Source organism: Mesorhizobium sp. B2-3-14, assembly GCF_006442175.1.
GTDB lineage: Bacteria > Pseudomonadota > Alphaproteobacteria > Rhizobiales > Rhizobiaceae > Mesorhizobium > Mesorhizobium australicum.
The window spans coordinates 229,264-242,346 of sequence record NZ_VFVP01000003.1 but is presented as its reverse complement, the minus strand read 5'-3'; the positions used below and the strand labels follow the sequence as shown (position 1 = coordinate 242,346).

Annotated in this window: 12 protein-coding genes; 5 read left to right on the top strand and 7 right to left on the bottom strand. The window is 64.1% G+C overall.

Annotated elements, in window-relative coordinates:
* Positions 1-4 precede the first annotated feature (4 nt).
* Positions 5-313: a DUF1244 domain-containing protein gene (locus tag FJ950_RS09985; protein WP_015315317.1), complete on the top strand. Its 309-nt coding sequence runs from the start codon at positions 5-7 to the stop codon at positions 311-313.
* A 98-nt stretch (positions 314-411) separates the two neighbouring features.
* A complete protein-coding gene (locus FJ950_RS09980) occupies positions 412-1,593 on the top strand; it encodes an MFS transporter (protein WP_140616669.1) in 1,182 nt (393 codons plus the stop codon).
* Here FJ950_RS09980 and FJ950_RS09975 read toward each other — a convergent pair.
* On the bottom strand, positions 1,551-2,465 hold the full coding sequence (locus FJ950_RS09975) for a LysR family transcriptional regulator (RefSeq protein ID WP_140616668.1): 915 nt from the start codon (positions 2,463-2,465) through the stop codon (positions 1,551-1,553). The two genes, FJ950_RS09980 and FJ950_RS09975, sit on opposite strands and share 43 nt — an antisense overlap.
* Before the next feature lie 114 nt (positions 2,466-2,579).
* Here FJ950_RS09975 and FJ950_RS09970 point away from each other — a divergent pair, with 114 nt between their 5' ends.
* Entirely contained in the window at positions 2,580-2,786 is a 207-nt protein-coding gene (locus FJ950_RS09970) for a DUF680 domain-containing protein (RefSeq protein WP_140616667.1), read from the top strand.
* 89 nt (positions 2,787-2,875) lie between these two features.
* A complete protein-coding gene (locus tag FJ950_RS09965) occupies positions 2,876-3,835 on the top strand; it encodes an SDR family oxidoreductase (RefSeq protein ID WP_140616666.1) in 960 nt (319 codons plus the stop codon).
* 64 nt (positions 3,836-3,899) lie between these two features.
* Here the strand turns inward: FJ950_RS09965 and FJ950_RS09960 are convergent, their stop codons facing one another.
* The 6 genes from FJ950_RS09960 to FJ950_RS09940 form a co-directional block, all read right to left on the bottom strand.
* The gene (locus FJ950_RS09960; protein WP_015315312.1) at positions 3,900-4,058 is read right to left on the bottom strand and encodes a DUF3309 family protein; all 159 of its coding nucleotides are present in this window, start codon (positions 4,056-4,058) and stop codon (positions 3,900-3,902) included.
* 96 nt (positions 4,059-4,154) lie between these two features.
* Positions 4,155-7,331: an efflux RND transporter permease subunit gene (locus FJ950_RS09955; RefSeq protein WP_015315311.1), complete on the bottom strand. Its 3,177-nt coding sequence runs from the start codon at positions 7,329-7,331 to the stop codon at positions 4,155-4,157.
* 80 nt (positions 7,332-7,411) lie between these two features.
* Positions 7,412-8,587 carry an efflux RND transporter periplasmic adaptor subunit gene (locus tag FJ950_RS09950; RefSeq protein WP_140616665.1) on the bottom strand — a complete coding sequence of 392 codons (1,176 nt, stop codon included), beginning with the start codon at positions 8,585-8,587 and terminating at the stop codon, positions 7,412-7,414.
* A 535-nt stretch (positions 8,588-9,122) separates the two neighbouring features.
* Positions 9,123-9,299, bottom strand: coding sequence for a hypothetical protein (locus FJ950_RS29470; RefSeq protein ID WP_181171150.1), 177 nt, complete (start codon positions 9,297-9,299; stop codon positions 9,123-9,125).
* Positions 9,300-9,391: 92 nt separating this feature from the next.
* Positions 9,392-10,522, bottom strand: a complete 1,131-nt coding sequence (locus FJ950_RS09945) for a patatin-like phospholipase family protein (protein WP_140616664.1) — start codon at positions 10,520-10,522, stop codon at positions 9,392-9,394.
* Between the two features lie 219 nt (positions 10,523-10,741).
* Positions 10,742-11,830 carry a citrate synthase/methylcitrate synthase gene (locus tag FJ950_RS09940; protein ID WP_140616663.1) on the bottom strand — a complete coding sequence of 363 codons (1,089 nt, stop codon included), beginning with the start codon at positions 11,828-11,830 and terminating at the stop codon, positions 10,742-10,744.
* A gap of 93 nt (positions 11,831-11,923) precedes the next feature.
* Between FJ950_RS09940 and FJ950_RS09935 the strand changes: the two genes are divergently transcribed.
* Positions 11,924-13,066: a citrate synthase gene (locus tag FJ950_RS09935; RefSeq protein ID WP_140616662.1), complete on the top strand. Its 1,143-nt coding sequence runs from the start codon at positions 11,924-11,926 to the stop codon at positions 13,064-13,066.
* Positions 13,067-13,083 lie beyond the last annotated feature (17 nt).

The following is a 13,083-nucleotide window of genomic DNA, read 5'->3' as shown; positions in this document are numbered from 1 at the left end:
TTCGATGACCGAACTCAGCAACGAACAGAAGCGCGACTTCGAGGCCGCCGCCTTTCGGCGACTGGTCGAGCATTTGCGTGAACGGGGCGACGTGCAGAACATCGATCTGATGAACCTCGCCGGCTTCTGCCGCAACTGCCTGTCGAACTGGTACCGCGAAGCAGCCAATGCCGAAGGCGTCGAGCTCGGCAAAGAGCAATCGCGCGAGATCGTCTACGGCATGCCCTATGCGCAATGGCAGGCGCTCAACCAGATAGAGGCTTCGGACGCCAAGAAGGCGGAATTCGAAGCACGGCGCCCCAAGGATCACTGAGCCCGTTTAGCCCAAATGCTTTCCCACAACAGCGCTTGACTGAAAATTGAATCGATCTAATTTGCCGCGCAAAGCCATTTTCTGACCGGATTCGTGCCATGAACGCTTCGAACGCCATGCAGACTGCCATTCGCGGGCGATGGGCCGTGGCGGCCATTTTCCTCGCCAATGGTTTCCTGACCGGCAGCTGGGCGCCGCAGATTCCTGTCTTCCTGACCCGGCTGGACATCTCGAAATTCACGCTCGGCCTGCTGATCCTTTTGTTCGGCGCCGGCGCGGTCACCGCCATGACATGGTGCGGCCACCTGATCTCCAAACACGGCTCGCGCACCGTGCTGCGCTGGTTCGGCCTGTGCGGCAGCCTCGGCCTGCTGGTCGTGGCGCTGGCACCCGACGTGCCGCTGGCGGCCATCGCCATGTTCATATTCGGCGGCTCCATCGGCGGCATGGATGTCGCCATGAATGCGAATGCGGTGGTGGTGGAACGGCGGCTGGGGCGCGCCATCATGTCCTCCTCGCACGGCTTCTGGAGCCTCGGCGGTTTCGCCGGCGGCGCCCTTGGGGGCTTCGCCATCCAGACTTATGGCCACCTCGCCCATGCCGCGGTGGTGACCGCGCTTGCCTTCGCGGCAATCGCGGCGGCGGTGCCCCACATCGTGGCCGAAAACAAACCGCAGGCGGTCGAGCATCATAAATTCGCTCTGCCGGCAAACCCATTGGTCTACCTCATCGGCCTGATGGCCCTGTTGACGATGATTTCAGAGGGCGCGGTGCTCGATTGGGCGGCGCTGTATCTACGGCAGGAACTCGGCGCCGACCTCGCCGTCGCCGGTCTTGCCTATGCCGCCTTCTCCGGCGTCATGGCGATCATGCGCTTTTTCGGCGATGGCGTCCGCAACCGCTTCGGCGCGGTGATGACACTGCGCGGCTCGGCCATCGTCGCGGCCGCCGGCATGCTGATCGCCGGCCTGTCACCTTCGCCTTGGCTCGCCATATCAGCCTTTGCGCTTTGCGGCTTCGGCATCGCCAACATGGTGCCGATCATCTTTTCCGCCGGCGGCAACCAGGAGGGCATGTCCTCGGGCACCGGCATGAGCGTCGTCACCACCATGGGCTATTCCGGCATTCTGGTGGCGCCGTCGGCGATCGGCTTCGTCGCCGAGCATTCCAGCTTCGGCCCGATCTTCATCGCCATGTCGGCTCTGCTGATCGTCGTCTTGCTGATGGCCGGTTTGGCTCACCGCGCCGAATTCGCTCCGGATGCCGCGCCTGCCGAATAACGTTTCAATTCCTCATGGAGAAAATCAGCCACGCGGCGGATGCGCACGCTGGTGCGCACGTCGCGATGCATGGCCAGCCATACCGGCAGGGCAGGCAAGGGCAGGCCGGGCAACACCTTTTCCACCAGCGGATCGCGGTCTGCCAGCGGCTCCTGGCCAAGACCAATGCCGTTTCCCGCCCGCACCGCTTCCCAAAGCACGATCTGATTGTCGGCCCTGAAACGAAAGCTGTTTCGGGTGACCGGGATGCCATGCTGGGAAAAGGCTCGGATCATCTCGTCGCTGCGATCGAAGCCGATCAGGGCGTGATTGACGAGGTCGGCCGACCCCAGCGGGCGCCCGCGCCTGTCGAGATAGGATACGGCCGCGCAGGCGCAGAGTGCGATATCGCAGACCTTGCGCGCCACCAGTTCGTTCTGCGCCGGCTTGACCATGCGGATGGCGATGTCGGCATCCCGGCGTAGCAGGTTCTCGACCTGGTTCGAGGCAACGATCTCGACCACGATGCCGGGCTCCTCGATGCCGAGCCGCGCCATCATGTCGGGCAGCACATAGGCCGCTACCACCTCACTGGCCGCGATGCGCACCGTGCCTTCGATCGCCTCGACCGAACCCAGTGCGAGCCGTGAAAAGGCGCTTGCCTGCTCGCTCACCGTCTTGCCGCGCTCGAACAGCGTGGCTCCCGCTTCGGTCAGCGCATAGCCGCTTCGACCGCGCCGGAAAAGTGTGACTCCGAGCGCCTGTTCCAACTCCCCGATGTGACGGCCAAGCGTCGGCTGGCTCGCCGACAGCTTTCGCGCCGCGGCCGACAGGCTGCCGGTTTCCGCCACGGTGACAAAGCTCTTGATCAGGTTCCAGTCAATCTCATCCATTCAATAATGAATATCAAAACTGCATTTGTAGTCAATTTCAATTCATCGATGAAGCAATCATATTCACCCTGCAAACACCGATACGGACTGCAACAACCAACCAGGAGTAATGCAATGACCAAGATCGCACTCGCAACCGCCGCCCTCCTCATCGCCGCCAACACGGCTTTTGCCGGCAGCGACAAGTTTGGCTCGGACAATGCCAGCCAGACCGTCGCCACCACCGACAATGTGACCACCACGTCGATCAGCAAATCCGAGGCGACCAATCAGAAGCCTGTCGTCCAGGGCAGCAACCGCGACCTCTTCGGCAGCCGCTGAACGGTGGTCCTCGAAAATCCAGAAGCGGCGGGCTCGTCCCGTCGCTTCTAGGCAAACCCCGCACTTGAAAACAAATAAGGAGACGAAGAATGACCAAAATCGCAATTCTCGGCGCCAATGGCCGGCTCGGTCGCGTGGTTGCCAAGGCCTTCATCGACGCCGGCTTCGACGTCCGCGCCGTCACCCGTACCGGCATGGTGCCGGCCGAGCTTGAGGGCGCCACGGCGGTTGCCGGCGATGCGCTGGACCGTCAATCGCTGATCCAGGCCACCGAAGGCGTCGACATCACCTTCAACGGCCTCAACCCGATCTACACCGACTGGGGCAAATGCCTGCCAATGGCCGAAAATGTCATGGCCGCCTGCCATGCCAACGGTGCGCAGCATCTCTTCCCCGGCACGGTCTACAATTACGGCTCGCCCATGCCGGCGGTGATCACGGAAGACACGCCGTTCCACCCGACGACCGAGAAGGGCCGCATCCGCTGTGCCATGGAGGATCTGTTCCGCCGTGAGGCCGAGGCCGGACGGGTGCGCACCATTGTTCTGCGGGCCGGCGATTTCTTCGGCGGCACCGGCAGCGGCTCGTGGTTCGACCTGGTCGTCGCCGCCAAGATCAACAAGGGCATCTACACCGCGCCCGGTCCGGCCGACCTCGTGCATGAATGGGCCTATTTGCCGGATTTCGCCGTCGGTTTCGTCGCGCTGGCCCGCAATCTCGACAAGCTCGGCTTCTATGAGGCGCTGAACTTTCCGGGCCATGCCGTCACCGATCTCGAGATCAAGGTGGCCGCCGAGAACGCCGTCGGCCATCAACTCAAGATGACTTCCATGCCTTGGTGGGTGCTGCGCGCCGGCAGCCCGTTCGTGGCGATGTGGCGCGAGATCGTCTCGATGTCATACCTGCGCTTCGAGCCGCACCGGCTGATCTCGACGCGGCTGGCAGGCATCATCGGCGAAATCCCGCATACGCCGCTCGATCAGGCGGTGAACAAAGCCTTGCAGGATATCGGCATCGCCGTCGCGCCCGCCCGTCGCCAGGCCGCCTGATCGAGCTTGCTGGCAGGTGAGAACAGCTGCGCCCAGTAAGGGTCCGGCGGCGGATCGTTGCCGGTCAGATCCTGCCCAGCACAAGCAGGATCAGCACCACGACCAGTATGACGCCGACAATGCCCGATGGTCCGTAGCCCCAGGAGCGCGAATGCGGCCATGCCGGCACAGCGCCGATCAGGATCAGGATCAGGATGATAACGAGAAGTGTGCTGATCGTCATTTTGAGCCCTCGCCGTCTGGTTGCATTCGAGGGAACAATGCAAAAGGCCGCCCGGTTGTTCCCGGACGGCCTTTGTTGCTTGGCCTGCGAAATGCTCTATTCCGCCGCCTTCGGAAAGCTGACTGCCGGCTCGGCGCCGACATCTGCCAGAGGCCCTTGGGACGATATCTCGCCCTGGCCGCGCCGGAAGAGACGGCTGATTAAGCCGCGTCGCGCGCCGGGCTTGACCTTGGCGCGGGTGAACACCATCAGCATCGACGGCGTCACAACCAGCGTGAGAATGGTGGCGAAGGACAGGCCGAAGACGATCGCGGAGGACAGCGAAATCCACCATTGCGTCGACGGCGCATTGATCGTCGTCTCGTGATGGAAGATTTCGAGCCCAAGGCCGAAGGCGATCGGCAGCACGCCGAGAATCGCCGACACCGCCGTCAGCACAACCGGTCGCGCACGCTCGCGGCAGGTCTGCAGCACCGCGTCCATCTTGTCCCAGCCCTCCTCACGCAACCGGTCGTAGGTGTCGATCAACACGATGTTGTTGTTCACCACCACGCCGGCCAGCGCGATGACGCCAATGCCCGACATGACGATGCCGAACGTCTCGCCCGTGATCAGCAGTCCAAGGAACACGCCGATTGTCGCCATGACCACGCAGGACAGCACCAGCCATACGCTGGTGAACTTGTTGAACTGCGCCAGCAGCACCAAGAAGATCAGGAAGATCGCCGCGCCGAAGGCCTTGCTGAGGAAGGCGCTGGCTTCCGCGCTGTCCTCGTTCGATCCGGCGAGCTTCCAGCGTATTCCGCTGCCCAGATTCATATCGGTGACGGCCTGAGTGACCTGCTGCTGGACTGCCGCGACCTGTTGGCCGGCGGCAACATTGGCCTGCACCACCACGGTTCGGGCACCGTCGATGCGGTTGAGGATGCCGACCGTCGGCTCGGGTTTGCGCACGACGAAGTTTGAGATCGGCACCGACCCTTGCGAGGTCTGCACCCTGAGCTCGTCCAGCGTCGACAGCGTGCGCCGGTCTTCCGGAAGACGCAGGCGGATGTCGACGGCGTCATCGGCACCAGCAGGCCGGTATTCGGAGAGCTTCAGTCCGTTCGTCACCAGCTGCACCACGGTGCCGACCGAAGTCGGGCTGATGCCGTATTGCGCGGCCTTGGCGCGGTCGACCTCGAGAGCCCAGTCGACGCCGGGCGGCGGCAGGCCATCGGAAATATCGATGACGCCCGGCACCTTGGCGATACGCGCCGCGACGGCGCGCGCCTTGTCGTCGAGGCCGGCTGGATCGACGGCCGATAGCCTGATCTGGATCGGTTTGCCGGTCGGCGGACCGGCTTCCGGCACGCGCACCTCCACGTCGACCCCGGGAATGCCGGCCATCACGCCGCGCAGATCGCTTAGGATCTGGTTGGCGGACTTGCGTTCGCGCCAGTCGATGAATTCGTACTGGATGACGCCGACGACGTCCTCGGGCACGTCCTGGCCGCCGCCCTGCGTCTTGCCGACGCGGGTGTAGACCGACTTCACGCCAGGCCACCCGAGCAACCGGCTCTCGGCGATCTTGGTCGCCGTATCCATTTCGGCCAGCGAAAGGTTGCCGCGGGCATGCACGTAAAGCAGGCCGTAGTCAGGTTCGACGCTCGGGAAAAACTCGACGCCGGCACCGTACTTTGAATAGCCAACGAAAATACCGGTCAGCAAGACGACGGTGAGCACCATCACGGTGATGGGAAAGCGCACCGCCTGCTTGACGACAGCCATGTACCAGCCGTCGCGATTGCCATCCTCGTGATGCTGCGGCGCCTTGGCGAATATAGCGCCCAGCGTCGGCGCGAAGACCAGCGCATAGAGCATCGAGGCCGACAGCGTGACGATCAGCGTGATCGGCATGTACTTCATGAAATCGCCGATGATGCCGGGCCAGAACAACAGCGGCGAGAAGGCGGCGATACGCGTCATCGTCGCGGCGATGACCGGGCCGGCCATGCGCTTGGCGGCAAGCGCGAAGGCTTCCTGCTTCGGCATGCCTTCGCTCATCCTTCGTTCGGCGAACTCGGTGACGATGATGGCGTCGTCGACCAGCATGCCGACCGCCAGGATGAGGCTGAACAGCACGATCATGTTGATCGTGTAGCCCATCATGGCAAGCAGCAGGATACCGATTAGGAAGGACGACGGAATGGCCAGGCCAATCAGCAGCGAGGCACGGCCGGACAGCGCGTAGAGGATGACGATGAACACCAGGATGACGGCGATCATCACATGGTTCTGCAAGTCCCCCAGCAGCTGGTTGACGAAGACCGACTTGTCCTGCGTGTAGGTGACGTGCATGCCCTCGGGCATGGTCTTGACGAAGGCATCCGACACCTCCCTGACCTTGGTCAGCGTATCGATCAGATTGGCGCCGATGCGCTTTTTGACTTCGATGGCGATGGCCGGCTTGCCGTTGAGGCGCGTGATTGTCGTCGCGTCGGCGAAGGTCGAGCGTATCGTCGCGATGTCCTTGGCCTGCACCACGGCATTGGGCCCGGCGACCACGGGAAGTGCCGCCACATCCTCGGGTGTCTCGATCAGCGACGGCACCTTGACGGCATATTTGCCTTCCGAGCCCTCGATGTTGCCGGCGGCGACCAGGCTGTTGGAAGCACCGACCGCGCCGATCAGCTGGTCGAGCTGCAGGCCATAGGACGACAGCTTCATCGGATCGATGACGACCTCGACCAGATCGTCGCGCGAGCCCTGCAACGAGCCTTCGAGCACGCCGGGCACTTCCTCGATGCGATCACGCAGTTCGCGCGCCGCGGCAGCCAGCACGCGTTCGGGCAATTCGCCGGACAGCGTGACGACGAGCACCGGAAATTCGGAAATGTTGACCTCCGTGACGACAGGCTCCTCGGCCGCCTGCGGCAGGTCGGCCTTGCCGTCCTGCACCTTGGAGCGTGTGTCCTGCAGTGCCGTCGCCAGGTTCGTCTGCGGCTGGAACTCGACCAGAACGTAGCCGCCGCCCTGGAAGGCGGCCGAGCGCATCTCCTTGAGGCCCTTCAGGCTTTTCAACTTGCTTTCCATCGGCCGCAGCAGAAGACGCTCGGAATCCTCCGGCGAAATGCCTTGATAGATCAGGCTGACATACATCATCGGAATCGGAACGTCGGGTTCCGCTTCCTTCGGTGTCGATTGATAGGCGACCCAGCCTGCAATCAGCAGGAAGACCAGGACCGAGATGGTCAGGCGGGCATTGTTGATTGCGAGTCTGACGATATCCATGACTTATGCCTGCTGTTGCTTTCGGGAGTGGCGAACGGACATGCTGTCGCCGGACAAGGCCCGGCGCCGGCGCCCATGCGCTACTGCGTCCCGGCGGTGGCTTCGCCGATCAGTTTTTTGATGGTCGCCTGATCGGCCTCGACCGGATGGACCTCGTCGCCTTCCTTCACCAGTTCCTGGCCGGCAACGATGATGCGCGCATCGGCCGGGATGCCGCCAAGCACGAGACCGGTCGGCGTATCGTCGACCAGATCGATCGGGAAGAACGCCACCTTGTTGTCCTTTCCGACGGCGCGGATGCCGAGGTCGCCCTTGTCGCCGAGCGTCACCACCGAGCGCGGCAAAAGCACCGCGTCGGTCGGCAGCGCGCTGAGCCGGATTTCGGCCGTCATGCCGGCCGGCACCGAGCCATCGGCATTGGGGATGGCAATCTCGACTCGGAAGGTGCGGGTCGCCGACGAGGCGTCGCGGCTGATATAGCGCACGGTGCCTTCGACGGTCTGGCCGCTGACCAGCCGAACGCTGGCCTTGTCGCCGATCTTGAGATAGCCGAGGTCGCGCTCGCTGATTTCGCCGCGCGCGATCACCGGATCGAGCTTGAGGATCGTCGCCACCTCGCCGCCCTGCATGACGGAGCTGCCGAGTTCCACCGGCATCCGGTCGATGACGCCGTCGAACGGCGCCTTCACTTCGTTGCGGTCGAGCTCGGCCTGTGCGGTGTCCAGCTGCGATTGCGCCTGGGTCAGGTTGGAGCGGGCGGTGTCGAGCTGCAGCTTCGGCAAATTGCCTGTCTTGGCCAGACGCTCGGCGGCGTCGAGTTCGGCCTTGCGCTGCGCCACAAGCTGCTTGGCGTTGTCGACCATCGAGATCTTTTCCTCGGCGGCGAGCATCAGCACCAGGTCGCCGGTCTTGACGTGGTCGCCCTGCTTGACCGGCAGCTTGTCGATGACGCCGGCGACGCGGGTTGCCAGCACCGCGCGCTTGTCGGCTTCGGTCAGCCCGGAAATGCGGATGGCGCGCGCATAGGTCTTTCGCGGCGGCGTCACCACAGCGACGGTACGCAACGGGGCCTTCGGTTCGGCTTCCGCCGTCTTCGGCTTGCTCGCGTCCGGCGTCTTGCCCTGCTCGACTTCGGCTGCCTTGGCCTTGTTCGCCGCTACGCTGCCGACCGACGAGAACTCGCCTGTCCCCATCCACGCCGCGAAACCGATGAGCACAACAATGGCTGCAAGCTTGTGAAACCTGATTTTAGGCATCGTCATTTTTCCACTGCGGGTTCGGCCAGCACCGCGTCTGATGACGCGGGCGCGTCGCCGATATGGGTGCGCGCTTGACCATGTTCAAATTGCCGTGATCGGCGAGCGCGCTTCTACATCAAAGTTGCATCGCAATATAGTCCCAAAGTTGCAGCAGCATTGCGTAGCCGAACAAGGTGTGGCCGCCATGAAACGGTACTTCGTCACTTGCCAGGCTACTTGGTGAAGCCGGCCGCCGGCTCACAATCCGGCTCTGAAACATCGTCCACCGGAGACCAGCGCGGCTCGCCACAGGCCCGTCCGGCCGTCTCCGAAATATAGCCGCGATCCGCATTGCGTCGCCGATCGAAGTGCAGGCACAAACCGACGATCCGCGTCAGTGTGATCGGCGAGAGGCAATGGTCGAGACACCATAACACTCGACTAAAGGGCTGGAATTGTTCGAAAAAAGGCACGGCAACCTTTCAGGTCAGGTTTGCCGCCGCCAAGGCCCGAGGTCGAACCTGATGCTGAAAAACTCAACGCGCCCGCATTCTTACGCCTTGGACCATCGCGTCGCGATACGCGCGACATAGGGCTCGGCACGAGACAGGTGCGGGAACACCGGGTGTGTTTCGTCCCATTCGCAATTCGGGTCGAGCATTGCGCCCGATCCCTTCGGACGTCTTCCGCCCGGCGTCATCTGACCGTTGGTGGCAACAGGCGTCAGCATGATGACGGCTCTTCCGCACGCCAAGGTTGCTGTCACGCCAGCAGCGCTGGACTACGCGCTGCTGCGGAGACCCCGCCATGCCGCCGGCGGGCTCAGGCCCGACGGCGCTCTGCCTCCGGATTCTTGCGAACGGCGAGAAACTCCTTCACGCGACGGCCCGGTGCTGGACCGCGGACCGGCTTGAAACCGTCGTCGAGTTCGCCCGAGAGATCGAGCGTGGCATGCTTGCCGACGGCAGCGTAATTCTCTTCAAGCCAGTCGCTGGCGGCGGTGCGGCCGAGGTCGCGCAGATAGGTCAGGAAGGCCCATTCGGCATTGACCTTCGAGGATGCCGACAGGCCCTTGAACGCCTCGTCGGCATCGATGCGGTGCATGCGGATGTCCCGGTATTCGCCATGCGGCAGACGCCCGGCGGCGATCAGTTCCTTGACGAAGGCGATCGAGCGGAATTCGCGCAGCAGCCCGGCATTGAAGGTGATCTCGTCGATGCGGTTCTGGATCTCGTTGGCGCTTCTCGGTGTTCCCTCGCGCACCACCGGGTTGATCTGCACCAGAAGCACGTCCTCGGTCGCCGCCGTCTTGAAGAATGGATAGAGCGCCGGATTGCCGCCATAGCCACCATCCCAATAGGGCACGCCCTTGATCTCGACAGCACGGAACAATTGCGGCAGGCAGGCCGAGGCCATCACTGTGTCGAGATCGATCTCGCCATCGGAAAACACTCGCAACTGCCCTGTCTCGACATTGGTGGCGGAGATGAACAGTTCCATCGGCTTGCAGGCATGGACATTCCCGAAATCGATCTCCCGCGCGACGACGTCGCGCAGCGGATTGAGGCCGAGCGGGTTGGCGACATAGGGCGAGAATACCCGCGACATGGTGTCGAAGAAGACATAGCCCGGCGTGTTCTCGATCGACCAATTGCCCCAGGCGACATCCCACGGCATGCGTTGCACCGGGCTGAACCGTCCCTTCGCCGCCACCGCGCGCCAGAAATCGTCCAGCTTCTTGCGCGCGCCCTCGACCCCGCCTCTGACAAAACCGTCAGCCAGCGCCACCGCGTTCATCGCGCCGGCACTGGTACCGGACACCGCCGATATCTCCAGCCTGCCATCCTCCAGCAGCCGGTCGAGCACGCCCCAGGAAAAGGCGCCATGCGAGCCGCCACCCTGGAGAGCGATGTTGATCTTCTTCTTTTCCTCCGCCTTGCCGTTCTTCGTCATGGCGTTCCTGTCATCCTGATACGCCAGCCCGCCCCCCACGTCATTCGAAGGAAGCAGCTATCGCCAGCTTATGTTGCAGTGCAGCATATAAGGATGGGCCAAGGCAAGAACACGAACACGCTCGCGTGATCACATGAAATTTCGGTCATGCGAAAGCCAATCGCTGCATGCGGAGAGACCGCGGCTTTCGAAACAGACATGAAGCCAGGCAAATGGGAGCTAGGCGACGAGGTCCGGCACAGGCCCGATATAGCGTGACTGCGGACGGATCAGCCGTCCGGTGGTCTGCTGCTCGCGCGCGTGCGCGACCCACCCGGCGACGCGTCCGGCTGCGAAGACATTGCTGAACGCCTCGGGCGGAAACCCTGCCGCTTCCAGCACCAGTGCGGTGTAGAATTCGACATTGGTCTGCAGCGAACGCTGCGGCTTGGCGACCCGGAGCACGTCGAGCGCGGTTTGCTCGACCGTCTCGGCGAAAGCCAGCCGCCTGCCGGTGTCGCCCTCACCGCCAAGCTTGCGCACCACCGCTTTCAGGACATCGGCACGCGGATCGCGCACGCGGTAGATGCGGTGACCGAAGCCCATGATGCGTTCGCCATGCGCGATCTCGTCGCGCAGCCAGGTGGCCGCATCGCCATGCGCGGCGATGGCGTCGAGCATCTCGATGACCGGGCCGGGCGCGCCGCCATGCAGCGGCCCCTTGAGCGCTCCAAGCCCGGCTAGCACCGACGATGTCAGGCCCGCCAGGGTCGAAGCGACGACGCGGGTGGCGAAGGTCGAGGCATTGAGGCCATGATCGCAAACGGTCACCAGATACGTGTCGAGCGCGTTTGCCAATGCCGGCGACGGGACCGATCCCCTGAGCATCCGCAACATGTCGGTGGCATGATCCGCCTTGCCGTCGGGTGCGATCGGCTGCTCGCCGCGCCGCAGGCGCAGCAAGGCCGGTGTCAGCACCGCCGGCGCAGCGATCAGCCGCAAGGCGTCCGCCAGCGTTTCGCCATCCGGCAGCAAGGCCATGCCGGCGCGCATGGCGCTGTAGATTTCGAGCGGCGCCAGCAGGCGCAGCGAAGGCGCGAGCCGGTCGAAGACCTCGGTGCGTGCCCCGCCTAACCTTGCCGCCAGTTCGGCGTCACCGGGCAGATCGTCGAAGAAGCCGTCCAGCAGCAGGCGGACGACCCGGGCGTAACTCCATCGTCCAGCCAAGTCCCCAAGCGAATGGCCTCGGATCGTCAGGCGGCCGCCCAGGCCATCCACGTCGGACAGCACGGTTTCGGCCGCCACCACCTCATCGAGCCCGTTCGCCATGGCCTTGTCTCCTTGAAGCTTTTCCTGGTGGGAGATAAGGATGGGCGCCATAAGCATCAATCTTGATCAATAGAATCAATATCCGAGCTCGATATGTCCGAATGGTTGTCGCGGGAAGAGGCGCTGGAAAGGCTCCGGGTGAGGCCGCAGACGCTCTATGCCTATGTCAGCCGCGGCCGCATCGGCATGCGCCCGGATCGGGCCGATCCGCGCCGCAGCCAGTACCGCGCCGACGACATCGCGGCGCTGGCAACGCGAAGGGCGCGCGGGCGCAGCCCCTCGGCCATTGCCGAAAGCGCGATCGCCTGGGGCGAGCCGTCGCTCGTCACCGCGATCTCGACCGTCTGGCACGGCAACCTCATCTATCGGGGCCGGGATGCCGTTGCGCTGTCCGACCATGCCACGCTGGAAGAAACCGCTGGACTGCTCTGGGCTCTGTCCGGCCCGGTCCATTTCGAAGCATCGCCACCAGATGCGCCGCGCCCGACCGGCCGCGCCCAGGCGTTCGTGCAACTCGCTTTGCTTGCCGGCCTGGCGCGGTCTTCGCTTGGACGAAATGCTGCCTCGCTGTGCACTGATGCCGCACGCGCGATCGGTGTGCTGGCCAGCGCCCTCGGTGCCGAGGCGGGGCCGGAACCGGTGCACCAGCGATTGGCGCGGGGCTGGTCGGTGGACGATGAAGGCGCGGATGCGATCCGGCGTGCGCTTGTGCTGCTTGCCGATCACGAACTCAACGCGTCGACCTTCGCGGCCCGCGTCGCCGCCTCGACCGGAGCCTCGCCCGCCGCTTGTCTGCTGGCCGGCCTGACGACACTGTCAGGTCCCCGCCACGGCGGCGCCGGCGAAGCCGTGATGCAACTCGCCGAAGACGCGGGACGGCATGGTGCCGATGCCGCGATCCGGCACTGGCTTGGCCACGACCGGCCACTGCCGGGATTCGGCCACCAGCTCTATCCCGAGGGCGATCCCCGGGCCACGGCGCTTCTGGCGGCCTTCGACAACACCGATGAAACATTGCGGTCGCTGGAAACCGCCGCCATGGCGGCGACCGGCGCCCAACCGAATATCGATTTTGCCCTGGCCGTGCTGGCGCGCAGCCTTGGCTTGCCGCGCGATGCACCGTTCCACCTCTTCGCGCTTGGACGCAGCGTCGGCTGGGCGGCACATCTGGTCGAACAGATCGTGACCGGCAGCATCATCCGGCCGCGCGGCCGCTATGAGGGATTGCTGCCGTAAATCGCGTGAGCGCTATG